We start from the raw sequence: 23,961 nt of genomic DNA, 5'->3' as shown, positions 1-23,961 counted from the left end.
CGGATGTGGGACGAGGGGGTGGGGGAGAAGATCCTTGCCACCCACGCGTGGCTGCGCGAGGAGCGCGAGGCGCTGAGTTCGGCGCTGCGCTGAGGTCACCGCTGCCGGCCGGACGCCACCCGAAAACCTCTCGACCACCCGCGCACGCCGCGCCTAACCTGCCACCCATGGGACTGCGCATTGGTGCACTTGTCGTCGACTGTCACGACCCCGGTCCGGTGGCCCGGTTCTGGGCCGAGGCACTCGACTGGGTGATCAGCCAGGACACCGACCCCGAGTGGGTCGTCGAGCCGCCGGAGGGGAGTCGGGAGGACTGCGTGGTCGCAGACCTGCTGTTCATCAGGGTCCCCGAGCCCAAGACGAGCAAGAACCGGCTACATCTCGACCTGCGACCCGAGGACCGGGACGCCGAGGTGGCGCGCCTGGAGGGGTTGGGGGCCACCCGGGTGGACGTCGGCCAGGGCGAGGACCGGCCCTGGGTCGTGATGGCCGATCCGGAGGGGAACGAGTTCTGCGTCCAGGACGCCCACCCCCCACAGGTGCGCGCGGCCTGGCTGCAGCGGTACGAGGCCTACCAGCCGGCTCGGGCCTGAACCAGAAGGATCGGCGGTCGGCGACAGTGCTGAATCGGCTGCCACTTCCGCTCTGTCACGGGGGGGCCCGCTCAGCCGCGGGCGATCACGTCGAAACGGTGCCAGTGCTTCGGGCCGGTTCCGGACGGCCCGTCGTAGGTGACCTCGGTGAGTTCGACCATCTCGAGCCCGTCGAAGAGCGCCTCCGCGCCGGGCCGGTCGTGGAAGGTCATGTTCGCGATCCCGGTCTCGGGATGGGCCCACGAGTCGTTGACCCCGAACAGGTTGACGGCCAGCACGCCACCTTCCGCCAGGGCGGCCCGGATCCGCCGCCACATCCCCTCGAACGCGTGCTTCGGGACGAACGGGAGGCTGGCGCTGGCCAGGATCAGGTCCGCCGTCGGGATCGGGGCGACTGCCAGATCCGCCACCACGGTGGTGAGCCGGGGACCGGGCTCGCGCCCGAGCGCGGCCGTGGCGTTCCGGCGGACCAGGGGCATCGCCTCCGGGGTCCGGTCGATGGCCGTGACCTGCCACCCGTTGCCGAGCAGCCAGGCGGTCTCCGCGCCGTCGCCACAGCCCAGGTCCACCGCATGCCCGGGCCCGGTCCGTGCCTTGGCGCCGTGACGCACCAGGTCGCGTGCGGTGCGACCCCGGCCACCTTCGTAGTAGGCGGTCCAATCCGTGGTGGCGGCGTCGCGCGTCATGGCTTCGAGGCTACGCCGTCGGGTTCGCACCGTCGTAGGCGAGGAACCGGCGCTGCGTCACGGCCAACGCCGCCACGACGAGCAGGCACAGGCACCCGCCGATGACCGCGGCGGCGCCCTCGCCGAGCCAGGACGCCTGCGCGCCGACCACCACGTCGCCCAGGCGCGGCCCGCCGGCCACCACCACCACGAACACGCCCTGCAACCGGCCGCGCATCGCGTCCGGCGTGGCGGCCTGCAGGATCGTCTGCCGGAAGATCGAGGAGACCGAGTCCGCCGCGCCCGCCACCGCGAGCACCACGATCGCCGCGACCAGCGCCCATACCACCACGGTGTCCGGAGCGGTCTCACCGGCAAGCAGCAGCACCACGCCGAACCCGATGACGGCGACGGCGAACGCCGAGATCGCGCCGACGATCACCTTGCCCTGCGCGCGCACGGCGGACAGGCCGCCGGAGAGGCCACTCGCCAGGACGGCGCCGACCGCGATCGCCGCCGTCAGCGCGCCGGTGGTCGCCTCGCCGCCGCCGATCCACAACACCCCGACGGCGGGGAACAGCACCCGGGGCATGGCCAGCACCATGGCGCTCAGGTCGAGCAGGAACGTCATGCGCAGGTTCGGCCGGGTGCCGAGGTAGCGCAGGCCGTCCAGCACCGACGACAGACCGACACCCCTGCGCCCGACGGGCGCTGCGCCGTCGGGCGTCTCCGGCGGTAGGTCGGGCAAGCGCCAGAGCGCGTACAGCGACGCGACGAACAGGACCATGTCCAGGGTGTAGGCGACCTCGTAACCGTGCCAGGCGACGAGTGCGGCGCCGAGCAGCGGGCCGCCGGTCAGCGCGACGTTCCAGGCCAGGGTCTGTAGCGCGTTCGCCGCCGCGAGCTGGGTGGGCGGCACCAGCCGCGGGATGATCGCGGACCGGGCCGGGTTGTTCACGGCGCTCGCCGCGGACTGCATCGCCACCAGTGCGTACAGCACCCCGACGCTGTCCACGCCGGCCCAGGCCTGCGCGGCCAGCAGGGCCGTCACCACCAACAGTGCCGTCGAGGCGATCAGCGCCACCTTGCGGCGGTCGAAGTGGTCCACGAGCGCCCCGCCGTACAGGCCAAGCACCACGAGCGGCACGAGCGCGCAGATGCCGAGGATGCCGACGGCCAGTGTGGATCCGGTCAGGGAGTACACCTCGAGTCCGACGGCGACCGCTGTCAGCTGGGTGCCGAGGTTGGAGATGCCCAGCCCCCACCACAGCCGCCGGAAGGCCGGGACCCGCAGCGGGGCGGTGTCGGCGAGCAGGCGGGGCACGAGCGGTCAGCCTACGCCGGGACCTGACGCGATGCGTCTCGCGTTCACGGTGGCGGTCGTGCAGCCGCGGCGAGGTGCTGGAGGGCTCAGGAGAGACGGCCCACCAACTGCTGGACGAACAGGTCCGGGTCGTCGAGCCACGGGTAGTGTCCGGCACGTGGTTGCACGAGCAACTCGGCGTCGGGGAACACCGCGGCAAGGCCGGCGGCGCGGCGTGGCGGCAGGGCGACGTCGTACTCACCGGCCACGACCAGCGTGGGGAACGGCACCGCCGCGAGCTCGGACCGGAGCGCGACCGGGTCGATCGCACCGGGGCCGTAGTAGATCGCGGCAGCCTCACCATTGCGCTGCTGGTCGGCGAGCGCCGCATGCGCCTGCGTGACGTGGTCCCAGCGGCCGTAGCTGAACGGCGTGATCGCCGACCAGTCGGCGGCTGTGGGCCCGCCGGACCAGATCCGCTCGAAGGCTGCCCAGGCCGCGGGGAACCAGGGCTCGGCTCGACGCAGTTCGGCCAGTTCGCGCCGGTCGGCGTCGCTGATGTCGACGGCGAGCGCACGCGGGCTGGGGTTGACCAGCACGAGGTGTCCGATCCGCTCCGGATACCGGGCGGCGTACAACAGGGCCAGGCTCGCGCCGGCCGAGTGTGCGAGCAGGTCGATCCGATCCAGCGCAAGCTCCACGCGCAGTGCCTCGACGTCCGCGACCTGCCGATCGCACCGGTACGTGGCCGCCTCGCGCGGCACCTCGGAGTCTCCGGTGCCGCGCAGGTCCAGCAGCACCAGTGCACGATGGCCGGACAGCCCGCCCAGGTCGCCGAGGTAGGCCGAGGCTTGCATCGGGCCGCCGGGCAGGCAGATCAGCGGCTCGCCCGCACCGGTGCGATGGCAGGCGAGCCGGGTGCCGTCGTGGCCGTCGAGGGTCTGCATGTCTGCAGCGTAGGTCGCACGGGCCGAGCCGCCGGGTCTCTGCGTCACCAGAAGTTCAGCACGAATCTCCCGGCCGCGCCGAAGTCGTAGGTGACGACCCGCGGCACTCGGCTGCCACCGTCGTCGTAGGTCATGTCGCCACCGCCGCTGACCTTCTCGCCGCGCTGCAGGGCGAGGCTGATCTGGTCGTCGATCCACTCCCTCGCTGCGGCGACGCCGGGGGGCCCGGCGAGCCGGTTCATCGGCAACTCCGGGCCGCCGAACCGGGGGGCCGTGAGCCAGAACCACTCCAGCCGCCCCGTGGCGACGGCGGCGTCGACCTCGTCCTCGGTGGTGACGTCGGCGAATCCGACGCCATCCCGGCGCAGGTCCAGTGCGGGTGGTGCGGCGGTCTTCTTCCTGCCGAATCCGAAGATCATGCGGAGCCTGCCTTCTCGGGTCGGTGCGGCTCAAGCATGCCAGGGGAGCCGGCACAGGTCGATGGGGCGCCGCAGCTGCGGGATCCACACCCCGGGCCGGGTTGCCGAGCCGTCCACAGAATGCCGGCGCGACGATCAGCGGGGTCCCGGCCCGCTCCTACCGTGCGGGGAGCGAACTGACGAGCCAGCGGAGGAGACGACATGTGCCTGAAGTGCCAGGGCCTGACGGACGCACAGATCCGTGCGCACTACCTTGCCCTGATCGAGGACCACGGCTGGGCCATCTGCACCGTCGGAGCGGGCCCGGGGAGCCCGCCGATGGCGTACACGATCGGATTGACCCGCTACCACGGGCACCCGGAACTCGTCATCAGCGGACTGGCCGCCCGCGACGCCACCCCGGTCCTGAACGATCTCGGCGCCGAGGTCCGGGACGGGCGCAGGCTCTCGGCCGGTGAGGTGATCGGGGCCGGCCGGCCGCATCCCTACCAGCTGATCGAGGTCTGGAGACCACGCCGCCTGATCTGGGCACATGAGATCTACGGGGGTCCGGACCGGCGGGTGGTTCCGGCGCTGCAACTCGTCTGGGCCGACCATGACGGTCGGTGGCCCTGGCTTCGCCCGGGCCGGGACCGGTACCAGCACCTGCTCGGGCCGGCTCCGGCGAACTCCGGCGGGAGGTAGGTGTCCATCGCGTAACCTTGCCGATTGTGGCTACCGACTTCCCAATGGAGATCCAGGGTCTGACCAAGATCCTCGACTCGATCAAGGCCGTGTCCGACCCCGAGGGGCTGCGGACCCGCATCGCCGAACTCTCGGAGGCGGCCGCCGCGCCGGACCTGTGGGACGACCCGGACGCCGCGCAGCAGGTGACGAGCCGGTTGTCCCACGCGCAGACCGAGCTGGAGCGCCTGGACAAGCTGGGGGAGCGGATCGAGGATCTCGGCGCGCTCGTCGAGCTCGCCGAGGAGGAGAGCGACGCCGACACGCTCGCCGAGGCCGAGGCGGAACTGGCCAAGATCCATGCTGTGCTCAGCGACCTCGAGATCCGCACCCTGCTCTCCGGTGAGTACGACCAGCGCGAGGCCGTCATCACGATTCGCGCGGGTGCCGGAGGCGTGGACGCCGCCGACTTCGCCGAGATGCTGATGCGGATGTACCTGCGCTGGGCCGAGCAGAAGGGCTACCCCGCGGCGGTGCTGGACACCTCCTACGCGGAGGAGGCGGGTCTGAAGTCCGCGACGTTCGAGATCAAGGCGCCATACGCGTTCGGCACGTTGTCCGTCGAGGCGGGCACCCACCGGCTCGTCCGGATCTCACCGTTCGACAACCAGGGACGCCGGCAGACGTCGTTCGCCGCCGTCGAGGTGATCCCGCTCATCGAGCAGACCGACCACGTCGAGATCCCCGAGAGCGAGATCAAGGTGGACGTGTTCCGCTCCTCGGGCCCGGGTGGTCAGAGCGTGAACACGACCGACTCGGCCGTGCGGATGACCCACATCCCCACCGGCATCGTCGTGTCCATGCAGAACGAGAAGTCGCAGATCCAGAACCGCGCCGCCGCCCTGCGGGTGCTCCAGTCCCGGTTACTGCTGCAGCGTCAGGCGGAGGAGAGCGCCGCGAAGAAGGCACTCGCGGGCGACGTGAAGGCTTCCTGGGGCGACCAGATGCGTTCCTACGTCCTCCAGCCGTACCAGATGGTCAAGGACCTGCGGACCGAGTACGAGTCCGGGAACCCCAGCGCCGTGTTCGACGGCGACATCGACGGGTTCATCAACGCCGGCATCCGGTGGCGCAAGCAGACCGAACTCGAGGCCTGACCCGCGCGACCGGCCCGCGTCACGGAGGCTCGGGTCGCGGTGATCGAGGCTCGAAACGGCCGGACCGTGATCGGGACCACCAGGATGCCTTCCGGCGGCCCCGGCGTGTCACGGCGGGAGGACAAGGTCCGCTGTTTATGGTGCGAGTGGCCAGGATTTGCCCTTACCCTTCCCCGAGACTGGCCGATGGTCAATACGTGATTCGGTTAGAGAAAGTTTCCAAGGTCTACGCGCGCGGGGCCCGCCCTGCCCTGGACCGGATCTCCATGGAGGTCGAGCGCGGCGAGTTCGTCTTCCTCGTCGGCGCTTCCGGATCCGGCAAGTCGACCTTCCTGCGGCTCGTCCTGCGCGAGGAGCGGCCCACCTCCGGTGCCGTGTTCGTGGCCGGCCGGGACCTGTCCAGGATCTCCCAGTGGAAGGTGCCGCACCTGCGCCGTCAGATCGGCACCGTGTTCCAGGACTTCCGCCTGCTCAACAACAAGTCGGTGTTCGACAACGTCGCTATCGCCCTGCAGGTGATCGGCAAGCCACGCCACCACGTGATGACCACCGTGCCCGAGACCCTCGAGATGGTCGGCCTCGGCGGCAAGGAGAAGCGGCTCCCGCACGAGCTCTCCGGCGGTGAGCAGCAGCGGGTGGCGATCGCCCGGGCGTTCGTGAACCGGCCCGCGATCCTGCTGGCCGACGAGCCGACCGGGAACCTCGACCCGACCACCTCCGTGGGGATCATGCGCCTGCTCGACCGCATCAACCGGACCGGCACCACCATCGTGATGGCCACCCACGACGACGAGATCGTCGACCAGATGCGCAAACGGGTGGTCGAGCTCGTGGACGGGCAGATGGTCCGTGACCAGGCCCGCGGCGTCTACGGCGCGGAACGGTAGGGCCGGCGGATGCGCGTACGTTTCGTGCTCTCGCAGATCGGGAACGGTCTGCGACGCAACATGGCGATGGCCACCTCCGTGGTGCTCGTGACCTTCATCTCACTCACCTTCGTCGGGGCCGCGATCCTGCTGCAGATGCAGGTCGCGAACATGAAGGACGACTGGTACGACAAGGTCGAGGTCTCGATCTTCCTGTGTCCCGGGGACTCCTTCGCACCGACCTGCGCGGGGGGTGAGGTCACAGAGCAGCAGGTGGAGGAGATCCAGGGGGTCCTCGCTTCGGAGGCGCTCAGCGACTATGTCGAGGAGGTCTACGTCGAGACCCAGGAGGAGGCGTTCGTCGCGTTCCAGGACCAGTTCGGGGACCAGGACTGGGCCCAGCGGATCACCGTGGACCAGATGCAGATCTCGCTCCGCGTGAAACTGGTGGACCCCGAGCTGTACCAGGTGGTCGCCGACGAGGTGGCCGGGCGTGACGGCGTCGAGGAGGTCGTCGACCAGCGGAGCATCCTCGAGCCGCTGTTCCTGATCCTGAACCGCACCACCGTGATGGCGGCGGGGCTGGCGGCCCTCATGATCGTCACGGCGATCCTGTTGATCACGACCACGATCCGGTTGTCCGCGATGAGCCGTCAGAGGGAGACCTCCATCATGCGGCTGGTCGGCGCATCCAACCTGTTCATCCAGCTCCCCTTCATGCTTGAGGGCGCGATCGCGGCCCTGCTCGGTGCCCTGCTCGCCATCGGGGGCCTGTGGCTGGGGGTCCGGTACATCGTCGAGGACTGGCTGGCCGGCACCGTCCAGTGGGTCAACTTCGTCTCGACGTCAGATGTCTGGGTGATCGCCCCGATCCTGATCGGGATCGGGATTGCGCTCGCGGCCATCAGTTCACTCGTTACCCTGAGTCGATACACGAAGGTCTGAGGTCCCATGCTGAGCTCCGCCAGCCCCAACCACCGTGTGCGTCGCCCTGCCCACACCGCGTTGCGCGTCGCGATGTCCACGGCACTGACGGTCCTCGTCGGCTTCGTGGTCATCACCGGCCCTGCGGCCGCCGACGAGATGGACGACCTGCAGGACCAGCAAGACCAGAACGCTGCCGAACGGGAACAGCTCGCCTCGGCGCTGGAGGGCACCGATGCCGAGCTCGCGGCCACCTACCTCGCCCTCGCGGACACGAACTACCGGCTGCCGATCGCGGAGGCGGAACTGGTCACCGCGAACGCGGAGCTGGCCGCCGCGGAACGGCACCGTGACTCGGTACAGTCGCGCCTCGAGATCGCGGAAGGTCAGCAGGCGGATCTGATCGCCGAGATCGCCGACGGTGAGGCGGAGATCCTCGAGACAGAGGGCGCCATGGGAGAGGTGGCTCGGTCCGCCTACCGTGGCAACGGGTCGGTCAGCGCGCTCGCGGTCGTCCTCGACGCGACCAGCACCGAGGACTTCGCGAGCCAGTACTCGGTCATGAACTCGGCCCTGCGGACGCAGAACCAGACGCTCACCGACCTGGAGAACCTGACCGCGATCAACCGCAACCGGCAGGTGCGCCTCGACGCCGTCCAGGTCCGCATCAGCGAGCTCAAGGTCGAGGCCGACGCCGCCGTCGCGGCCGCTGAGGTGGCCCGTCAGACCGCAGCCGATCTGGTGGCCGAGATCGCCCGGTTGAAGGCCGATCAGGAGGCCCAGGCGGCCTCGCTCGAGACCCTCAAGGCCGAGCAGGCGGACCGCCAGGCAGAACTCGAGGCCGAGAACCAGCAGATCGCCACCGAGATCAATGCCCTCGCCGCCGAGCAGGCGGCCGAACGGGCCCGCCAACAGGCAGCCCTCGCCGCGCAACAGAACAGCGGCAGTGGTGGAGGAGGTGGTGGTGGTGGCGGTGGAGCGGCCGCACCCCCGCCGGGCTCGACGTTCATCCCGCCGATCTCCCGCTCGCTGCACGTCACCTCCTCGTACGGATACCGCGTGTACCCGATCACCGGCGGCTGGTTCATGCACAACGGTGTCGACCTGCGCTCGAGCTGTGGCGAGGCCCAGATGGCCTCCGCGAGTGGCCGGGTGATCGCCGTGCGTGGCGCCGCCGGCAACGGCACGCACGGCAACCAGGTGATGATCGACCACGGAGTCATCAACGGGAACTCCTGGGTCACCGTGTACAACCACATGTCCCGGTTCAACACCTACGTCGGTCAACAGGTCGGTCAGGGGCAGGTGATCGGGTACACCGGCGCCACCGGCAACGTCACCGGCTGCCACGTGCACTTCGAGATCTGGCGCAACGGATCCACCGTGGACCCGATGAACTACTTCTAATCGCCTCGAAGTCTCGGCCCGCGGTGATCTACCCTGACGGTGTCCACCGGTGATCGGTGGCATCCGAAGGAGATCGCAACATCATGAGTAACGCAGCCAAGGGCGCGAAGAAGAAGGCCTCGGCCGCGAACGACCCCAAGACCGCCAAGGTCGTGGTCGCAAGGAACAAGAAGGCCCGGCACGACTACCACATCGATGCCACCTACGAAGCAGGCATGTCCCTGACCGGCACCGAGGTGAAGTCCCTGCGGTCCGGCCGCGCCTCCCTGGTGGACGGCTGGGTGCACATCGACGGCGGCGAGGCGTGGCTCGAGGGCGTGCATATCCCCGAGTACGTCGAGGGCACCTGGACGAACCACACGCCCCGCCGCAAGCGAAAGCTGCTGCTGCACCGCGCCGAGATCGAGAAGTTGTCCTCGAAGACGCGCGAGAAGGGTCACACGATCGTTCCGCTCGAGCTGTACTTCCTGGGCGGCCGCGCGAAGGTCGAGATCGCACTCGCCCGAGGCAAGCAGGAGTGGGACAAGCGCCAGACCCTTCGCGAGCAGCAGGACACTCGCGAGGCTCAGCGGGCCATGAGTCTGCGCCGGGCCCGCTGAACCCCGCCGGTCGCCGGCCGGTCAGTTGCCGATCTCGGCGCCGTCCGGTGCGATCACCCACCACACGTCCTGCACGGCCTGGCCGTTCACGTCCCCGGGTGCGGCGTCACCGACGAAGAGGTAGATGGGCCTGCCGTCGACTGTGACCTGGAACGAGCCGTCGGCCGCGGTGATCGTGCCCACCTCGGCCGTGACCCCCTCGACGGTCGGTGTCTCCGACTCGGTCGTGATCGGCGGCCAGTTGACCAGGCAATCGCCCTCGCACGCGCTCGTGCCCGAGTCGGGCACGTCGTTGCTGAAGTAGTAGGCGGTCATTCCGGCGCCGTCCACGATGACCTCGCCGAGCGAGGTCTCGGCCGTGGCCAGGTCGACGTCGCCCATAGCCGCGGCATCGTCGGTCTCCTCCTCGGCGGGATCGGTCGTGGCCTCCTCCGTGGTCTCTGAGTCAGGGGCCTCCGGGTCGTCGTCCCCCTCCGGCGAGGAACAGGCCACCAGGGCGGTGCTCAGCGCACCCGCGGCCAGCGCGCTGATGAGGATGCGGTGGGTTCGGCGCATGATTCGCACTCCTTCGTCGGGCCGGTACGGGTGGCGGCAGGTTGCCGCTCCCGGCCGGCGCTTCACCCGGATAACGGGACGGGGCCGCCACAGGTTCACCGATCGTCTGAACCGATCCGGCAGTTGGCTCGTCTATGAGGTGAGGATCGCTCGCAACCGCCGGGTGATGGGGTCGATCATGGAGGGACACGGGTCATGCGGGCACGGACGATCGGAGTCATCGTGGTTGCTGGGGTGTTGGTGGTCGGTGGGGTGGTGTTCGGACCACGCCTGTACGCCGACCTGGCGAACCGGTCCGCGGCCGCGCCCCCGGAACTGACCAGCGGCAGCGAATCGTCGCTGGATCCGGCCGCACTGGACGGCCAATGGACCCTGGCGGCCGGTTCGTACGCCGGCTACCGGGTCCACGAGGTGCTCCAGGGCAACGACGCGAACGTGGTCGGCCGCACTGAGACCGTCGAGGGCACGCTCACGATCGCCGGCGGCGCTGTGACGGCCGCCGAGGTCATCGTGGACGTCGAGAGCATCGCGACCGACCAGCCGCCCCGCGACGCCTATTTCCGAGGTACCGCCATGGAGGTCGGCACGTTCCCGACCGCCACGTTCACGCTCACGGCGCCGGCCGAACTGCCCGACCGCGGAACTGACGTCGCGCTCTCCGGTGACCTGACGGTGCACGGTGTGACGCTCCCGGTCGAGCTCGACGCCAGTGCCGCCGTCGACTCCGCCGGCGCGATCCAGGTGGTCGGGGCGATCCCGGTCACGTTCTCCGACTTCGGCGTGGCCGCGCCGGACCTGGGCTTCGTGGTGGTGGATCCCGACGGCGAGATCGAGTTCTCCCTGCTCTGGGAGCCGGCCACGTCATGACCGGCGAGGCGGACGCGAACCTGCGTGCCTTGCACGAGGCGCATGCCTCGGCGCTGCAGCGGTACGTCGTCTCGCTGACCGGTGACGAGGCGTTCGCCCAGGACGTGGTGCAGGAGACCCTGGTGCGGGCGTGGCACCACCCGGAGGTCATGGAGCGCGCGGAGGGGCCGCGCCGGGCCTGGCTGTTCACCGTGGCCCGCAACCTCGTCATCGACGACCGTCGCAGTGCGCGCAGCACCCGGGAGCGGACGACCGAGCACCTGCCCGAGCGTGGTGGTGGCGACGAGACCATGGCCGTCCTGGACTCGTGGCTGATCACCGAGGCGCTGCTGGGGCTCAGCCCGGACCACCGGGCCGTCGTCGTCGGAGCGTACTTCGGGGGCCGATCCGTGGCCGAGCTGGCCATCGAGCTCGAGGTGCCGGAGGGCACCGTGAAGTCCCGCATGCACTACGCAATGCGAGCGCTGCGGCTGGCGCTGCAGGAGAAAGGGGTCACCCCATGAGTACCGACCGCTACGCCGACTGGGACGGTGCCTACGTGCTCGGCTCCCTGAGCCCGACCGAGCGCCGGCAGTACGAGGAGCATCTGGCCGGCTGTCCCGCTTGCCGCGCCGCGGTCACCGACCTGGCTGGGATGCCCGGCCTGCTCGCCCAGGTGAGCGCCGAGGATGCCCGCACCCTGCTCGCCGGAATGCCCGGCCCGCTCGCCCGGGCGGGTGCCGAGGACGCGCGCATCCGGCCCGCCGACGAACCCACCGACGACGCCGCTGCGGTGATCCCGCTCCGCCCGAGGACCCGGCCGCCGCTGCGTCGGAGGCTCTTCGCGGTCGCCGCCGCCGTCGCGCTGGTCCTGCTCGGCGGCGTCGGTGGCCTCGCCCTCGCCCAACGGGAGGGCGCCCCACCCGCAGACGCCATCGAGCTCGAGCTGACGCAGGTGGACGCCAGCGGGGTCAGCGCGGACGTGCAGCTGACGCCAAGGCCCTGGGGCACCAGCCTCGGTTGGGACTGCAGCTATCCGTCCGGCCCGTACGCGCCGCCCGGGGACGCCGTGTACACGCTCACCCTCGTCGACGCCGACGGCGGCCGAACCGTCGCCGCGACCTGGACCAGTGCCGGCGGAGGTGCCAGTGGGCTGAGCGCCGCCACGGACCTGCCGACCGAGGCCATCGTGGCCGTGGAGATCGGACTCGTCGGGCAGGACGACGCGCTCGCCACCGGCACGCTGTGAGGAGAGGGGCGGCCGGGCAGTCCTGCCCGTCGTGAGCCGCCTCGACGCCGCAGGCGCCTCGTTACGATGGCGAGCATGCCGGCCAACTCCATGATCGCTCGCCACGTCCGGTCCGCCGTCGGCCTCCTGTTCGGCCTCACTCTCGCACTCGTGCTCGCGGTCGCTGCCCTGGCCGCGGGAGCGGCACCTGCCCAAGCCGACGACGATCAGGGCGACCGGGCGATCACCCGCTACGACGTCACCGCCACGGCGAACCCGGACGGGACCATCGATGTGCTGCTGGACTTCTCGTTCGACTTCGCCGACAGCCCAGGGCACGGCCCCTACCTGACGCTCGTCACCCGGCAGGAGATCGCCGACGACCCGGACCACTACCGGGTGCTGGAGATCACCGACGTGCAGGCGATGAGCCCGTCAGGAGCGCCGGCCGACGTGCAGACGGACCGCCAGGACAACGGCCTGGCCATCCGGATCGGCGACGAGCGGATCGACGACGTCTCCGGCGTCCAGGACTACGTGGTCTCGTACACCGTCGCGGGCATCCCGAACTCCGGCGTCGGTGCGGCAGGCGAGGACGAGATCTACTGGAACGTGATCGGCTCCGCCTGGGAGATCCCGCTGGAGAACATCTCGGTGGCCGTCATGGCCGCGGCGCCGGTCGTGGAGGCCGACTGCCGGGTCGGCGACGTGGGCTCGCGGACCCGCTGCGACTCGTTCGACGTCGACGGAGGATCCGCCACCTTCTCGCAGGGCCGGCTCGAGCCCGGGGAGGGGATGAGCGTCATCCTGGCCTACCCGGAGGGCTCGTTCGGGGGAGTGGAACCGATCCTCGCACCGCGGCGCACGTTCTCGAACTCCCTCGGCGTCGACAGCCCGGCCGGCATCATCGCGGCGGTGGCCACGGTCGGCGGCCTGGGGCTGATCGGGGTGCGGGCGCGCCGGCGCGGGCGCGACCGTGAGTACCTCGGCCTCACGCCCGGCCTGGCCCCGACGTCCATCGACGCCGGCGACACCGGGCCGCGTCGCAAGCGCCCGATCGCGGTCCAGTTCAGTCCGCCGGCCGGCGTGCGGCCGGGCGAGATCGGCACCCTGACCGACGAGGTCGCCGATCCACATGACGTGACCGCCACGATCATCGACCTCGCCGTGCGCGGCTACCTGACGATCGAGGAGCTCCCGGCGGAGGGCAAGGAGAAGCCGGACTGGCGTCTGATCCGCACCATGGACCGGGACTGGTCCGACCTGGCCGACTTCGAGGTGACGCTGCTGCGCGGCTTCTTCCCGCACAGCTCCGCCCAGGAGACCACCGTGACCGCGCTGAGCACCACCTTCCACGAGGTGATGTCGAGCGCCCAGCAGGCGCTGTACGCCGAGGTCGTGGCCCGCGGCTGGTTCGCCGAATCCCCACAGAAGGTCCGACTGCGATGGGTCGGCCTCGGCGTCGCGGCAATTCTGGTCGGTCTCGTCGGGACCGTGCTGCTCGGCCTGCTCGCCGGGCTCGCGGTGCTCGGAGTGCCGGTGCTCCTGGCCGGGATCCTCCTCACCGCCCTCAGTGGGGCCGCACCCGCCAGGACCGCCGCCGGGACCGCCGTGCTGGCACAGGCGCTCGGTTTCAAGCAGTACCTGGAGAAGGCGGAGGCCGACCAGATCCGGTTCGAGGAGGGCGAGGACCTCTTCTCCCGGTACCTGCCGTACGCGATCGCGTTCGGGGTCGCCGAGCGGTGGGCCGACCTGTTCAGCAAGCTCGCCGCGCAGGGCGCCCCGGTGCCCGAGCCCACCTGGTACATCGGCCCGTACCACGGCGTCGGGACCGCGATCTGGGCGTCCGGGTTCGCGAGCAGCATCAACTCGTTCAGTGACATCGCGACCACCGCGATCGCGGCCACGCCCGCCTCGAGTGGCGGCTCCGGGTTCTCCGCCGGCGGCGGCTTCTCCGGTGGCGGGATCGGTGGCGGCGGCGGTGGCGGCTGGTGAGCCACGGCGTCTAACCTGGAAGCGGCCGACGGCGGACCTCGCCCCGGTCTCGGTCGATCACCTTCAGGAGTACTCCCGTGGCATTCGCCCTCCGACGTCTTCCCCTTCGCCTCGCCTCCGGCGCGTTCCTGCTCAACTCAGGGCTGGGCAAACTCGACCTGGACGCCGAGTCGGCGAAGGGGCTGCAGTCCATGGCGACCAACGCCATCCCGCAGCTGGGTGAGCTCGATGCGGAGCAGTTCGGCAAGTACCTCGCAGCGGGGGAGATCGCCCTCGGGACCGCGCTGCTCGTACCGTTCCTGCCGAGCCGGCTCGTCGGCCTCGGCCTGACCGGGTTCGCGACCGGGCTCGTCACGATGTACCTGAAGACGCCCGGCATGACCGAGGCCGACGGGGTCCGCCCGACCCCGCAGGGCGTCGCGCTCGCCAAGGACGTGTTCCTCCTCGCGATCGGCCTCGCCCTGCTGCTCGACGGCGGCACCAAGCGGAAGTCGTGACGATGCGCCCGGCGGCACCACCGCCGTCGGGCATCGGTGGCCTGGAACTGGGCTTCTACAGCTTCGGTGACACCATGCCGGACCCGCACACCGGCGAGCGCACACCGCCCGGGCAACGCATCCGGGACCTGCTCGAGCGGGTCCGCCTCGCCGAGCAGGTGGGTCTGGCCTACGCCGGCATCGGCGAGCACCACCGGCCCGAGTACGCGGTGTCCGCGCCTGGCACCGTGATCGCCGCCGCGCTCGCGCAGACGTCGACGATCCGGGTGGGCAGTGCCGTCACTGTGCTCAGCACCGAGGACCCGGTGCGGGTCTTCCAGCAGTTCACGACGATGGACCAGTTCTCCCGAGGGAGGGTCGAACTGCTCGCCGGCCGGGGCTCCTACATCGAGTCCTACCCGCTCTACGGGGCCGCGCTGGAGGACTACGACGATCTGTTCGAGGAGAAGGTCCGGCTCCTGCTCGAGCTCGACTCCCAGCACCCGATCACCTGGTCGGGGAGGTTCCGGCCGCCGCTGAGCGACGCGGTGGTGCTGCCCCGGCCGGTCGACAAACCCGGCCTGGGGGAGCACCTGCGGATCGGCATCGCGACCGGTGGGAACCCGGAGTCCTCGGCACGGGCAGGGGAGCTGGGGCTGCCGGTCACGTACGCGATCATCGGCGGTCGTCCGGCGGACTTCGCCCCGCTCGCGGACCTGTACCGCGACGCGTTCACCGACACCGGGCACGGCGCCGCGCCACGGGTGGAGGTGGCCGTGATGGGATTCGTCGGCAAGACCGATGCGGGTGCCAGGGACTTCTTCTACCCGTACTACCTGCAGACCATGCGGATGATCGCCGCCGAGCGAGGCTTCCCGATCCCCAACCGGATCACGTACGAAGCCACGGCGAGCCACGGTGGGGCGTACTTCATCGGAGCACCGGAGTCGGTCGCGGAGCGGATAGTCGCGTTGCACGAGGTACTCGGGCACGACCGCCAGGTGTTCCAGATGGACCTCACCGGCGTGCCGCAGCGGGAGGCCCTGCGGGCCATCGAACTGCTCGGCACCGAGGTCAAGCCGCTGGTGGACGCAGCCCTGGCGGGCTGAGGCTCGGGAAATAGATGCCGGCCCGACGGCGTTGTGCGGGTAGACTGGTCCGGTCGGGTTCGCGCTTCATCGGGTCCGGTGCTTGATAATTCAACATGGGGGTGATCGGTTTCGACGATGGTTGTCGTACCAGGAGAAGCGAGTCGAGGATGCAGGGTTATCTCGTTAACGCTCCTTGCAAACCAATAGGTGCCGATTCCAAGCGCACCGACTTCGCACTCGCCGCCTGAGCGAGCTGTAGAGGTCCGTCAGCCCAGGGTTGCTCTCGACCTGGTTCCTGGCGTCATCTAGAGAGCCACTGCTCGTAGCCTTTGTCACTGGGGCTACGGGGACATCTAAGTGACTGGGCCCGTCAGCGACTTGTCTGCGTGATCGCTGGGGCCGAGAAAATCTACTAGCAGACTGCACTCGGAGAAGTCCTGGTTCCGCACTGTCGGACGCGGGTTCGATTCCCGCCACCTCCACCCCGAAAGAGCGCCGTGTACCGTTGGTACACGGCGCTTTTCGTTGCCATTCCAACGGTCTCAGTCAGGCCAGGCGGTCGTTCCGTAGTTGTCACCGAGCGAGTTCGCAGGCGGGGGCCGGCATCGCACGCTAGATTCGACGCATGCTGGGGGAGGACCCGTTTCGTGGTGCCGTCACGGTCGACGAGCCGACGAAGGTGCTGATCGCCAGACCCCAGGAGGTCACCCACCTCGTGTGCTGCCGCGACGAGGTGTGGCGTGTGGCGTTCTGTGGTGCGGAGTCCCACGAGATCAACATGGCGGCCGAGCACTTGTGCGCGATGTGCGTCGAAGAGGTCCTGCGTGTGGATCCGCGATTCTACGAGCGGCAGCCGATCCTGTGCGCGAAGGACCGACTTCCGTGTCCCACCGAGCACGAGGTGAACCTCAGGGTCATCGACGAGATCGTGCCCTGACGCCCCTCGCGCCCGTTGATCGACGTACGGGGGCACCGCATTTCGGCGGCCGGGAGGCTGCCCTTGTCGCAGTCGGACCCATGTGCTTGTATGTAGGACGCAGATGATGGATTGATAATGTACATTCACGATGGGGTGTGTTGATCATGAATGCGAGTGCTCACAATGTCCGTGAGGAACTGAGCCGACGCGGGTTCCTCGTCCTGGCCGGTTCAGGCCTCGGGGTCGCCGGTTCCGTGTACTTGGGCGGTTCCGCTGCGTCCGCGCATCCTGACGCGATCCATGTTCGCGACTTCGGCGCCGTGCCCGACGACGGCATCGACGACACAGCGGCCTTACGTGCGGCCCTTGCGGCCGCTATCACCCGTGGTCGTCCGACCACCGTGCTGTTCGACGCCGGCACCTACCAGCTCACACCCGACCCCGACGGCGGCGCGAGCCTGCCGATCTCGGGTGCCGTCGGCCTGACTCTCGTGGGCGCAGTCGGGGCCGACGGGCGCCCGTCGACCCGGCTGGTCGGAGGTCTGCCACTGGCGAACGACATCGCGCCCGCCACGCAGTTCACCCTGACCGATTGCCAGGGGCTGACCATCAAGAACTTCGTGCTGGACTACTCGCCTCGAGCCACGTCGTCGGGAGAGGTGGTCTCGGTCGACCCCGGCGCCGACGAGGTTGTCGTCGACGTCTTCGAGAACTCCACCCACTTCGACGGCATGCGCTGCTACTCGGCGAACAGCTGGGACCTTGCCACTCGCCGCTTGAATCGCGTGATGCCTTTGACGATAGGTACCAACCCCGAGCAGTTCGCGAACCTGTGGCACAGCGTCGCCGGCGGTGCGGGTCGCCGCTACCGCATCTCGGGGCACGGCTTCTCCGACCGGGTCGTGCCCGGTGACGGAGTGTCCTGGCACCTCAATGTGGTAGGCGGCTCATACAACATCTTCGCGCTCGGCTGCCGGGACCTGGAGATCGAGAACCTCCGGATCCACAACGCGGTAGGCGTCGGGATGCTCGCCGGGTACGGTCACAACGTCACACTGAACAAGGTCGTCGTCGAGCCGGTCGGCGACCTGGCGGTTGGCCCCCGGGACGCCATCCACCTGTCCAACAGCACCGGCACGATGAGCGTCACCGACTGCTACATCAAGGGCGTGCGGTGGGACCCGCTCGTCTCGCGCAGCTCGTTCCTGCGAGTGACGGACGCCGGTGATGGGCGGGTGATCACGGTCGCGCCCGTCAGCGCCGGTTCGCGGGCACTGCCGTTCGCAGCGGGGGATGAACTGACGTTCTGGGCGGGAGCGCAACCGTCCGCCGCGTCGGTCGTCGAGGCCAGTCCCCTGGACGAGGAGGGAACTGCGTTCCGGATCCGGCTCTCGTCCGACCTTCCCAGCGATGCCGCCGTGGGCACGCTGCTCAGCAGCGCCGGCCACGAGTGGGCCGCTGCCAGCCTCACCGGCACCACCATCGAGGACAACATCGGCACCGCGCTGGTCTTCATGAACCGGAACCTTCGTGTGCAGGGATGCCGCTTCGCCAACAACGCCTACCACGACATCGGTCTGGGCACGACGAGCGCCGGCACCGGCTCGTTCGCGCGCGATGTGGACATCCGCGGCAACAGGTTCGAGGGCTCCGGATGGGTCCAGAAGTACAGCAAGCACGCGCGCACGGGCGCGATCCTGACGTTCGCCAACAACGGGGCGTTCACCAACCAGCCCTACAACAGCGGCATCACGATCCGGGCCAACAGCTTCACCGATCTCGAGACGGAGGAGTTCCAGACCGGCATCTACCTCCGCAACGCTCGTGACGTGACCGTGCGGAACAACCGGTACGTCGACGTCGCCCAACGCGTCGAGGTCGACGCCACCTCGACCCAGGACATCGACGTGCGCGACTGAGACAGGGATGGTGCGCGCCAACCTCGTTGAAGCCAGGGCGCGCACCTACGGACCGCGGCAGCTCAGTGGGCCGAGGTCTCCTCGGCCGCGGACGCGAGCGCGGCCAGGTCCCGCTCCGCGAAGCGCCGGTGCTCCGTATGCTCGCGCAGGATGACCCCCAGGCAGTGGGCGACGGTGACCGTCTCCGGCTCCTCGCCGACGCCGAGGCTGCCGGTGCGCAACTGCTCGAGGTCGGCGTCGGTCAGCTCGGCCAGCACGGCATCGACGCGCGCCCACTGCGCGTCCAGGGCTTCGACGACCTCGGTGTAGCCAGGTCGGGCAGAGCGATCGAGGCCGAGCGTGGCGCTGTCCTCGTCGGAGAAGTCGGTCGGCGGCAGACCCAGCCGGTGGTAGGGCTCGGGCGGGTCGGTGAGCATGACGCCGACCCAGCTGTCGATGCCGAAGATCAGGTGCCGCAGCGTCTCCACGAACGACCACTCGCCGTCGACCCGTTCGTTCCGGACGGACTCGGGGAGGGTCTCGGCGCGGTCCTTCGTCTGAGCCCACAGCCGTTTCAGTATCGGCCACATCGCGCGGAGGTCATCCGCGGTCCTGGCGGCGCGCAACTGCACGCGTTCGGGGTGACGGCGGTCCAGCTCGTCCGCGACGAATTCGGACACCTCGACGTCGTCGACGAACAGCGAGCCCGCCGCGCCGTCGAACCCCGTGATCCGCATCCCGTCGACCCAGCTACTGGCGATCCTGGCCTCACGCAGGTCGCTGTCGCGGACCGTCAGGCCGAACAGATCCGACTCCCGGAAGCTCGCTCCGTGGAACTGTGCCGTCCGCTGAAACTCCTCTGCCATGACCGCTCCTTGACGTCCGTGCCTCACCGCTGACGGCCGAAAACTAACACCGAATCCGGACGGTCATCGTCCGCGAGCGTCTGGCACAGCCGGTCGGGACGGCTTCCGGTCACCCCTCGGTCGGCATCTCCGTGTAGAACGCGGTGGTGCGCAGTGCGGCCGCGGTGGCCGCCTCGGCCGGCGTGCCGGCGGCGACGCTGGCCCGGGCCCAAGCCTCGCTGCTCGCGGTCACGAAGGCTCTGCCCTCGCCGGACATGACCCAGGCACTCTCGTCCTCGGGCCGCGCTGCGTCGGGATTCGTCAGGTGCAGGCCCAGACCGTGGAGGCCGAGATCCCAGCCCACGCCGGTGGCACCGGGGCCGTACTGGTCCCACCACTCATCCGCGACGACGGCAGTGTGCTCCAGCTCGAGACGCGCCGCGCCCTCGTCCTCGCCCCGGACGCGCACCGTGAGCCAGGAGACCTCACCGCCGTACTCCCAGGTGGCCGTGAACTCACGAGGTGCGTCGCACGTCTGCACGGTGCCGGTCGCGTTGTTCTCGACCTGGAAGCGGCCACCGAGCGTGAGGTCGCCGGTGACCGGCGCGAACCAGCGTGCAATGCGCTCCGCGGTGGTGACGGCGTCCCAGAGGTCCTCGGGAGTCGTCGGGTAGGTCTGCGACAGCGTCGCGACACGCGCTTCGCGGCCGTCGCGCTCGACGGTGCCCAGTTGGCGCATCGTGGTATCGGTCGATTCGCTCATGCTGACTCCTCGGTGGTGTCGGTGGTGTCGGTCGGCGAAGCAGGCACTCGACCGGAAGCGTTCGTCCCGTTGGTGGCTCGGATACGTCGCTCGCGGTTGCCGCGGGCGATCTCGGTGCCGAGGGCATCGAGCCGGGGGTGCCAGGCGGCACGGAACGCGTCGAGCCACGCATCGACCTCCCGCAGCGGCTCATCGGCAACGGCGTAGATGCGGCGGGTGCCCTCGGGGCGCACCGTCGCGAGGCCAGCCGCCCGCAGCACCCGCAGGTGCTGGGAGACCGCCGGCTGACTGATTCCGAATTCTTCGGCGATCGCGTCCGAGATCGCTCCGGAAGCCAGCTCGCCAGGGGCGAGTAGCTCCAGGATCCGACGGCGGACCGGGTCGCCGAGAGTGTCGAACGCATGCATAGAACTACTTTAGAAGAACACGTTTATATAAGTCAATTCTTCTGGAAGGGTGGATGACGACCGACCACCCTCACTCGAGCACGAGCGTCACCGTGGTCCCGGCATCCATCGTCGGCGTGACGAGTTCCAGGGGTTCGTCGGCGGTGAGCGTGAACCGGTCCGTGGCCGCGTCGAAGTCGATCGAGCCATCCGGAGACTCCACCATCGACGAATCCGTCTCGAGTTCGATGCGCCCGTCACCGACCTCGACGACCGTGAACTGCACGAACCCGTCACTCACTGCCGCGTCGAACGACTCGCCCGAGCCCACCGCGACGGTGGTGGTCTCAAGTTCGCCCTGTGCGTCCTCGTCCCAGCCGTTCCAGTTGAGCGTCTCCACCCGGATCGAGACCTGATCGTCCGGTGCGTCCTCGCTGCTGCACGCCCCGGCCGTCAGTCCGGTGAGCAGAAGCACGGCGGTCGCGAGCGGCAGCAGGCGTCGGGTGCGCGTCACGCGTCGAACTGTAGGGGCTGCGAATTCAGATCGCCATGTCACAGACCGCCGCGCACTGTCTCGACCCAGGGAGCGCGACTCTCGAACCGGGGCCGCGATGGTTCGGGAACGGTCGAACCAGCATTGTCGGGTGGCCGCGTGGTGTGGCCGTGGGGCGCTTCCGCGGAAGCACCACGACCGCGGCGCCCGGACGACTAGGGCGCGCTCCGCCGTCGGGCGTTTCAGCGGAAGCGCTGCACCGCTAGGGGAGCCGCTTCGGCGATCTCCCGGATCGCCTCGTGCTCGGCCTTGGCCAGCACCTCGCCGAGCGGCCCGGAGGAGACGAACGTGCCGTCGGCGAGGAAGTGGACGTGGGTGCACATCCGCTCGACCAGTTCGAGGTCGTGGGAGACCAGCACCAGCGCGGTGCCGAGCCGACCGGTGAGGGTGGCCAGGCGGCGGGCCATCGCGCCGCGCGCCTGCGGGTCGACGGCCGTGAGCGGCTCGTCCAGGACGAGGATCTCCGGCCGGGTCGCCAGCGCGACCGCCAGCGCCACGCGCTGCCGCTCGCCCCCGGAGAGGGTGAGCATGTTGCGCTTGGCGTAGCGCTCCTCGAGGGCGACCGCGTCCAGGAGCTCCTCGATCGGCGTGGCGTGGGTACGCCCGCCCTTGCGGGCCTCGGCGAGCGCGCTCTTGAGATAGCGGGTCACGGTCAGCTGCGGATCGGTGATGGTCAACGAGTCCTGGGACATGAACCGCACCTCCGCCTTGAACGCCTTCGCGTCCCGGCGGGGCATCTTGGCGGTGTTGCGGCCGTTGTAGGTGACGGTCCCGCGGCTGGGGCGCAGCGTTCCGCGCAGGAACCGCACCAGGGTGGTCTTGCCCATCCCGGACGGTCCGACGATCCCGACGGGGGCGTCGCCGGCGGTGACGGTCAGGTTGACGCCCCGGAGCACCTCGTTTCCGGGGTAGCCGCCCCAGAGGTCGCGTGCCAACAGCGTCGATCGTGCCGTCATTGAGTTCTGCTCCTTGCCGCCGGACAGGTCGTGTTCTACCTAGCGCATGCTAACGCCCGGACCTGACCTCACTTGAGTCCGGTGGTCGCGATGCCCTTGATCAGGTACTTCTGGCCGGCGATGAAGAACCCGATGATGGGCGCCAGCGAGACGACCGACATCGCGAACATCGGTCCCCAGGCGCTTTGGCCCTCGGAGTCCATGAACTGCCGCAGGGCCAGCGGCACCGTGTAGAGCGAGCTGTCGGTCAGGTAGAGCAGCGGGCCGAAGAACTCGTTCCAGGTCGAGATGAACGTGAAGATCGCGGTTGTCGCCAGCGCCGGGACGCACAGCGGCAGGATCACCCGGAAGAAGGTCCGGAACGGGCCGCACCCGTCGATGCGGGCGGCGTCGTCCAGCTCGCTCGGCAGCGCCCGCATGAACTGCACCATCAAGAAGATGAAGAACGCGTTCGTGGCCAGGAAGTTCGGCACGACCAGCGGCAGGTAGGTGTTCATCCAGCCGAGCAGGTTGAAGATCACGTACTGCGGGATGAGCAGCACGTGCCCGGGCAGCATGAGCGTGCCAAGCATGAGCGCGAACAGCGGCTTCTTGCCGACGAACTGCATCCGGGCGAACGCGTAGGCGGCCAGTGAGCAGGACGCCAGGTTGCCCACGATCGTGAGGGCGACCACCACGAAGGAGTTCCACAGGTACAGGTGGAACGGGTGGTTCAGCGAGTTCCACCCCTGCGTGTAGTTGGTGAAGTCCCACGTCGAGGGCCACAGCGAGAGGTCGGCGAAGACCTCCGAGCTCGGTTTGAACGAGCTGGCCAGCATCCACAGCAACGGGTAGAGCATGATCGCCCCGACCGCACACAGGATGATGTGACGGAGGAATCGGGTGCGACTGTTGCTACCGAGCTTCTCGAAGTAGGTGTCCTCGGACTCCGCGCTGATCGCGCGCGAGCGCTGGCGGATCTGGGTCATGAGTGCCATCGGGGGTGCCCTTTAGTTGTCGTAGAAGACCCAGAACCGGGACATCAGGAAGTTCGCGGCCGTGAACGTTGCCACGATCATCAGCAGTAGCCAGGCCAGCGCAGAGGCGTAGCCCATGTCGAACCGCTGGAAGCCCTCGATGTACAGGTACAGGTTGTAGAACAGCGTCGACCCGGACGGACCGCCGGTGCCCCCGGACAGGATGTAGCCCTGTGTGAACGTCTGCAGCGAGCCGATCAGGGCCAGGACCAGGTTGAAGAACAGGATCGGGCTGAGCAGCGGGATCGTGATGGACACGAACTGGCGCCACCGGCTGGCGCCGTCGATCGAGGCGGCTTCGTAGTACATGATCGGGATCTGCCGTAGCCCGGCCAGGAAGATCACCATCGGTGAGCCGAACGTCCACACATGCAGGGAGATCAGCACGCTGAGGGCGTACTGCGGGTCGGCCACCCAGCTCGGGCCGTCGATGCCGAACACCGCGAGCACGGCGTTGATGATGCCCTGGTTGCCGAAGATGTAGCGCCAGAGCATCACGATCGCGACCGAGCCGCCCAGGAGCGAGGGCAGGTAGTACACGGCGCGGTAGTACTTCAGACCCTTGATGCCCTTGTTCAGTGCGAGCGCCACCCCGAGTGCGGCGAGCAGCGAGAGCGGGACACCGACGAACGTGTAGATGCCGGTCACCTTCAGGGCCTGGAGCAGGTCGGAGTCGGTGAGCATCTCCTCGAAGTTGTCGAGGCCGATCCAGTTCGGGTTGTTGATCAGGTTGTAGTCGGTGAAGGCCAGATACAGCGAGGCGCCGAACGGGACGATGGTGAACAGCAGTCCGACGAACCAGGGCAGCAGGAAGACGTAGCCGGCCTTCTCGTTGCGGCGGCGCGGGGTGCCTCGCCCGGCCGCCCCGGCCCGCCGCGCGGCGGCGAGCCC

At 69.3% G+C, this 23,961-nt stretch carries 27 protein-coding genes and 1 other RNA gene; 16 read left to right on the top strand and 12 right to left on the bottom strand.

The features are described from left to right. Positions 1-167 precede the first annotated feature (167 nt). The gene (locus HALOF300_RS16225; RefSeq protein ID WP_156741973.1) at positions 168-593 is read left to right on the top strand and encodes a VOC family protein; all 426 of its coding nucleotides are present in this window, start codon (positions 168-170) and stop codon (positions 591-593) included. Between the two features lie 71 nt (positions 594-664). Here the strand turns inward: HALOF300_RS16225 and HALOF300_RS16220 are convergent, their stop codons facing one another. The 4 genes from HALOF300_RS16220 to HALOF300_RS16205 form a co-directional block, all read right to left on the bottom strand. After that, the gene (locus HALOF300_RS16220) at positions 665-1,279 is read right to left on the bottom strand and encodes a class I SAM-dependent methyltransferase (protein ID WP_156741972.1); all 615 of its coding nucleotides are present in this window, start codon (positions 1,277-1,279) and stop codon (positions 665-667) included. Between the two features lie 10 nt (positions 1,280-1,289). Beyond that, positions 1,290-2,582 carry an MFS transporter gene (locus HALOF300_RS16215; protein WP_156741971.1) on the bottom strand — a complete coding sequence of 431 codons (1,293 nt, stop codon included), beginning with the start codon at positions 2,580-2,582 and terminating at the stop codon, positions 1,290-1,292. Between the two features lie 86 nt (positions 2,583-2,668). Next, on the bottom strand, positions 2,669-3,508 hold the full coding sequence (locus tag HALOF300_RS16210) for an alpha/beta fold hydrolase (protein WP_156741970.1): 840 nt from the start codon (positions 3,506-3,508) through the stop codon (positions 2,669-2,671). Between the two features lie 44 nt (positions 3,509-3,552). Further along, positions 3,553-3,927 carry a hypothetical protein gene (locus HALOF300_RS16205; protein ID WP_156741969.1) on the bottom strand — a complete coding sequence of 125 codons (375 nt, stop codon included), beginning with the start codon at positions 3,925-3,927 and terminating at the stop codon, positions 3,553-3,555. Positions 3,928-4,128: 201 nt separating this feature from the next. Here HALOF300_RS16205 and HALOF300_RS16200 point away from each other — a divergent pair, with 201 nt between their 5' ends. The 6 genes from HALOF300_RS16200 (at position 4,129) to smpB (ending at position 9,543) form a co-directional block, all read left to right on the top strand. After that, positions 4,129-4,611: a DUF4262 domain-containing protein gene (locus tag HALOF300_RS16200; protein ID WP_156741968.1), complete on the top strand. Its 483-nt coding sequence runs from the start codon at positions 4,129-4,131 to the stop codon at positions 4,609-4,611. A gap of 44 nt (positions 4,612-4,655) precedes the next feature. After that, complete coding sequence (gene prfB, locus HALOF300_RS16195; protein ID WP_156741975.1) at positions 4,656-5,747, top strand: peptide chain release factor 2; 1,092 nt, start codon at positions 4,656-4,658, stop codon at positions 5,745-5,747. A 197-nt stretch (positions 5,748-5,944) separates the two neighbouring features. After that, complete coding sequence (ftsE, locus tag HALOF300_RS16190; protein WP_154793179.1) at positions 5,945-6,634, top strand: cell division ATP-binding protein FtsE; 690 nt, start codon at positions 5,945-5,947, stop codon at positions 6,632-6,634. A 9-nt stretch (positions 6,635-6,643) separates the two neighbouring features. Beyond that, positions 6,644-7,558 (top strand): permease-like cell division protein FtsX, encoded by a 915-nt coding sequence (gene ftsX, locus HALOF300_RS16185; RefSeq protein WP_156741967.1) that lies wholly within the window; start codon positions 6,644-6,646, stop codon positions 7,556-7,558. A 6-nt stretch (positions 7,559-7,564) separates the two neighbouring features. After that, the gene (locus tag HALOF300_RS16180) at positions 7,565-8,944 is read left to right on the top strand and encodes a murein hydrolase activator EnvC family protein (protein WP_156741966.1); all 1,380 of its coding nucleotides are present in this window, start codon (positions 7,565-7,567) and stop codon (positions 8,942-8,944) included. Positions 8,945-9,027: 83 nt separating this feature from the next. Then, entirely contained in the window at positions 9,028-9,543 is a 516-nt protein-coding gene (smpB, locus tag HALOF300_RS16175) for an SsrA-binding protein SmpB (protein WP_154793182.1), read from the top strand. A 21-nt stretch (positions 9,544-9,564) separates the two neighbouring features. On the opposite strand, the gene HALOF300_RS16170 is transcribed toward smpB, so the two are convergent. Beyond that, on the bottom strand, positions 9,565-10,098 hold the full coding sequence (locus tag HALOF300_RS16170; protein WP_156741965.1) for a COG4315 family predicted lipoprotein: 534 nt from the start codon (positions 10,096-10,098) through the stop codon (positions 9,565-9,567). A 195-nt stretch (positions 10,099-10,293) separates the two neighbouring features. On the opposite strand from HALOF300_RS16170, the gene HALOF300_RS16165 reads away from it, so the two are divergent. From HALOF300_RS16165 to HALOF300_RS16120, 9 genes are all read left to right on the top strand, one after another. After that, positions 10,294-10,965, top strand: coding sequence for a YceI family protein (locus HALOF300_RS16165; protein ID WP_156741964.1), 672 nt, complete (start codon positions 10,294-10,296; stop codon positions 10,963-10,965). Continuing rightward, a complete protein-coding gene (locus HALOF300_RS16160; RefSeq protein ID WP_156741963.1) occupies positions 10,962-11,468 on the top strand; it encodes a sigma-70 family RNA polymerase sigma factor in 507 nt (168 codons plus the stop codon). Before HALOF300_RS16165 ends, HALOF300_RS16160 begins: the two co-directional genes overlap by 4 nt. Next, positions 11,465-12,193: an anti-sigma factor family protein gene (locus HALOF300_RS16155; protein ID WP_156741962.1), complete on the top strand. Its 729-nt coding sequence runs from the start codon at positions 11,465-11,467 to the stop codon at positions 12,191-12,193. Before HALOF300_RS16160 ends, HALOF300_RS16155 begins: the two co-directional genes overlap by 4 nt. A gap of 75 nt (positions 12,194-12,268) precedes the next feature. Next, positions 12,269-14,167 carry a DUF2207 domain-containing protein gene (locus HALOF300_RS16150; protein ID WP_197522612.1) on the top strand — a complete coding sequence of 633 codons (1,899 nt, stop codon included), beginning with the start codon at positions 12,269-12,271 and terminating at the stop codon, positions 14,165-14,167. 77 nt (positions 14,168-14,244) lie between these two features. Continuing rightward, positions 14,245-14,664 (top strand): DoxX family membrane protein, encoded by a 420-nt coding sequence (locus tag HALOF300_RS16145; RefSeq protein ID WP_156741960.1) that lies wholly within the window; start codon positions 14,245-14,247, stop codon positions 14,662-14,664. A gap of 2 nt (positions 14,665-14,666) precedes the next feature. Beyond that, positions 14,667-15,752 carry an LLM class flavin-dependent oxidoreductase gene (locus HALOF300_RS27060; RefSeq protein ID WP_231955467.1) on the top strand — a complete coding sequence of 362 codons (1,086 nt, stop codon included), beginning with the start codon at positions 14,667-14,669 and terminating at the stop codon, positions 15,750-15,752. A gap of 97 nt (positions 15,753-15,849) precedes the next feature. Then, positions 15,850-16,219: a transfer-messenger RNA gene (gene ssrA / locus HALOF300_RS16130) on the top strand. A gap of 140 nt (positions 16,220-16,359) precedes the next feature. Then, positions 16,360-16,671 (top strand): hypothetical protein, encoded by a 312-nt coding sequence (locus HALOF300_RS16125; protein WP_156741957.1) that lies wholly within the window; start codon positions 16,360-16,362, stop codon positions 16,669-16,671. A 146-nt stretch (positions 16,672-16,817) separates the two neighbouring features. Then, on the top strand, positions 16,818-18,572 hold the full coding sequence (locus HALOF300_RS16120) for a right-handed parallel beta-helix repeat-containing protein (protein WP_156741956.1): 1,755 nt from the start codon (positions 16,818-16,820) through the stop codon (positions 18,570-18,572). 62 nt (positions 18,573-18,634) lie between these two features. On the opposite strand, the gene HALOF300_RS16115 is transcribed toward HALOF300_RS16120, so the two are convergent. The 7 genes from HALOF300_RS16115 to HALOF300_RS16085 all read right to left on the bottom strand — a co-directional run. Beyond that, entirely contained in the window at positions 18,635-19,417 is a 783-nt protein-coding gene (locus HALOF300_RS16115; protein ID WP_156741955.1) for a DinB family protein, read from the bottom strand. A 109-nt stretch (positions 19,418-19,526) separates the two neighbouring features. Next, the gene (locus HALOF300_RS16110; RefSeq protein WP_156741954.1) at positions 19,527-20,159 is read right to left on the bottom strand and encodes an SRPBCC domain-containing protein; all 633 of its coding nucleotides are present in this window, start codon (positions 20,157-20,159) and stop codon (positions 19,527-19,529) included. Beyond that, a complete protein-coding gene (locus HALOF300_RS16105) occupies positions 20,156-20,566 on the bottom strand; it encodes an ArsR/SmtB family transcription factor (RefSeq protein WP_156741953.1) in 411 nt (136 codons plus the stop codon). Before HALOF300_RS16105 ends, HALOF300_RS16110 begins: the two co-directional genes overlap by 4 nt. 70 nt (positions 20,567-20,636) lie before the next feature. Then, complete coding sequence (locus HALOF300_RS16100) at positions 20,637-21,059, bottom strand: hypothetical protein (protein WP_156741952.1); 423 nt, start codon at positions 21,057-21,059, stop codon at positions 20,637-20,639. 221 nt (positions 21,060-21,280) lie between these two features. Beyond that, on the bottom strand, positions 21,281-22,054 hold the full coding sequence (locus HALOF300_RS16095) for an ABC transporter ATP-binding protein (protein ID WP_156741951.1): 774 nt from the start codon (positions 22,052-22,054) through the stop codon (positions 21,281-21,283). A 68-nt stretch (positions 22,055-22,122) separates the two neighbouring features. After that, a complete protein-coding gene (locus HALOF300_RS16090; protein ID WP_156741950.1) occupies positions 22,123-23,031 on the bottom strand; it encodes a carbohydrate ABC transporter permease in 909 nt (302 codons plus the stop codon). A gap of 12 nt (positions 23,032-23,043) precedes the next feature. After that, on the bottom strand, positions 23,044-23,961 hold a 918-nt coding region (locus HALOF300_RS16085; RefSeq protein WP_231955466.1), incomplete at its 5' end, for a carbohydrate ABC transporter permease.

This window comes from Occultella aeris (assembly GCF_902703175.1).
Taxonomy (GTDB): domain Bacteria; phylum Actinomycetota; class Actinomycetes; order Actinomycetales; family Beutenbergiaceae; genus Occultella; species Occultella aeris.
This window is presented reverse-complemented; position numbering and strand designations above follow the sequence as displayed.

Bases quoted from the DNA above. Each gene is read 5' to 3' on its own strand.
- HALOF300_RS16120 (WP_156741956.1), top strand. From the start codon at position 16,818: ATGAATGCGAGTGCTCACAATGTCCGTGAGGAACTGAGCCGACGCGGG.
- HALOF300_RS16090 (WP_156741950.1), bottom strand. From the start codon at position 23,031: ATGGCACTCATGACCCAGATCCGCCAGCGCTCGCGCGCGATCAGCGCG.
- HALOF300_RS16155 (WP_156741962.1), top strand. From the start codon at position 11,465: ATGAGTACCGACCGCTACGCCGACTGGGACGGTGCCTACGTGCTCGGC.
- HALOF300_RS16200 (WP_156741968.1), top strand. From the start codon at position 4,129: ATGTGCCTGAAGTGCCAGGGCCTGACGGACGCACAGATCCGTGCGCAC.
- smpB (WP_154793182.1), top strand. From the start codon at position 9,028: ATGAGTAACGCAGCCAAGGGCGCGAAGAAGAAGGCCTCGGCCGCGAAC.
- HALOF300_RS16220 (WP_156741972.1), bottom strand. From the start codon at position 1,279: ATGACGCGCGACGCCGCCACCACGGATTGGACCGCCTACTACGAAGGT.
- HALOF300_RS16105 (WP_156741953.1), bottom strand. From the start codon at position 20,566: ATGCATGCGTTCGACACTCTCGGCGACCCGGTCCGCCGTCGGATCCTG.
- HALOF300_RS16150 (WP_197522612.1), top strand. From the start codon at position 12,269: ATGCCGGCCAACTCCATGATCGCTCGCCACGTCCGGTCCGCCGTCGGC.
- prfB (WP_156741975.1), top strand. From the start codon at position 4,656: ATGGAGATCCAGGGTCTGACCAAGATCCTCGACTCGATCAAGGCCGTG.
- HALOF300_RS16180 (WP_156741966.1), top strand. From the start codon at position 7,565: ATGCTGAGCTCCGCCAGCCCCAACCACCGTGTGCGTCGCCCTGCCCAC.
- HALOF300_RS16225 (WP_156741973.1), top strand. From the start codon at position 168: ATGGGACTGCGCATTGGTGCACTTGTCGTCGACTGTCACGACCCCGGT.
- HALOF300_RS16210 (WP_156741970.1), bottom strand. From the start codon at position 3,508: ATGCAGACCCTCGACGGCCACGACGGCACCCGGCTCGCCTGCCATCGC.
- HALOF300_RS16110 (WP_156741954.1), bottom strand. From the start codon at position 20,159: ATGAGCGAATCGACCGATACCACGATGCGCCAACTGGGCACCGTCGAG.
- HALOF300_RS16115 (WP_156741955.1), bottom strand. From the start codon at position 19,417: ATGGCAGAGGAGTTTCAGCGGACGGCACAGTTCCACGGAGCGAGCTTC.
- HALOF300_RS16165 (WP_156741964.1), top strand. From the start codon at position 10,294: ATGCGGGCACGGACGATCGGAGTCATCGTGGTTGCTGGGGTGTTGGTG.
- HALOF300_RS16170 (WP_156741965.1), bottom strand. From the start codon at position 10,098: ATGCGCCGAACCCACCGCATCCTCATCAGCGCGCTGGCCGCGGGTGCG.
- HALOF300_RS16095 (WP_156741951.1), bottom strand. From the start codon at position 22,054: ATGACGGCACGATCGACGCTGTTGGCACGCGACCTCTGGGGCGGCTAC.
- HALOF300_RS16160 (WP_156741963.1), top strand. From the start codon at position 10,962: ATGACCGGCGAGGCGGACGCGAACCTGCGTGCCTTGCACGAGGCGCAT.
- HALOF300_RS27060 (WP_231955467.1), top strand. From the start codon at position 14,667: ATGCGCCCGGCGGCACCACCGCCGTCGGGCATCGGTGGCCTGGAACTG.
- HALOF300_RS16125 (WP_156741957.1), top strand. From the start codon at position 16,360: ATGCTGGGGGAGGACCCGTTTCGTGGTGCCGTCACGGTCGACGAGCCG.
- ftsX (WP_156741967.1), top strand. From the start codon at position 6,644: ATGCGCGTACGTTTCGTGCTCTCGCAGATCGGGAACGGTCTGCGACGC.
- HALOF300_RS16205 (WP_156741969.1), bottom strand. From the start codon at position 3,927: ATGATCTTCGGATTCGGCAGGAAGAAGACCGCCGCACCACCCGCACTG.